We start from the raw sequence: 553 nt of genomic DNA, 5'->3' as shown, positions 1-553 counted from the left end.
TAGATTCGTCTCGATCGTGTCACGGTCGATTGGCATCGTTCGAGGGGAATTTAACGCGGAGATGCGGAGGAGCGGAGAATCGCGGAGAAAGAGTTGCTGCTGAAGGGTGGGTAGATTGCGTCCGCTATTCAGAGACTCGTGGGCCGCGATAGTTGTTCACGATTCGATGGAGACCATCAACAAGTTTTGCTTCATGGAAATTGAGAAGCAAACCAACATTCAGGTTCATCAGACGAAGGTGAGAGAGAATTTGTGCCTTGTCGATTGGATGGATGGCTGACTTGGCTTTCAGCTCGACGACGATCAATTCTTCAACAAGCAAATCAGCTCGAAATGCACACGGGTCATGCAATTCGTCATAGTCGAGGGCGACAGGCTTCTCTTCGATGACGGAGAATCCACGTTTTCGAAGCTCATACGCAAGACATCGACGATAGACCGACTCCAATAAACCTGGTCCAAGCCTGCGATGGACGAAAATCGCGGCACCAATGATTGCATCGGTCAACTCATTTTCCGTCATTCGCCTATCGACCTACCACCTTCATACAAA

At 49.5% G+C, this 553-nt stretch carries 1 protein-coding gene; it reads right to left on the bottom strand.

The window, feature by feature from the left end:
* Positions 1-124: 124 nt before the first annotated feature.
* Positions 125-508 carry a GxxExxY protein gene (locus FYK55_RS28790; protein ID WP_235909057.1) on the bottom strand — a complete coding sequence of 128 codons (384 nt, stop codon included), beginning with the start codon at positions 506-508 and terminating at the stop codon, positions 125-127.
* Positions 509-553 lie beyond the last annotated feature (45 nt).

Source organism: Roseiconus nitratireducens (assembly GCF_008629675.1).
Lineage (GTDB): Bacteria > Planctomycetota > Planctomycetia > Pirellulales > Pirellulaceae > Stieleria > Stieleria nitratireducens.
The sequence above is the reverse complement of the archived record's forward strand: the minus strand, read 5'-3'. Positions and strand labels throughout refer to the sequence as shown.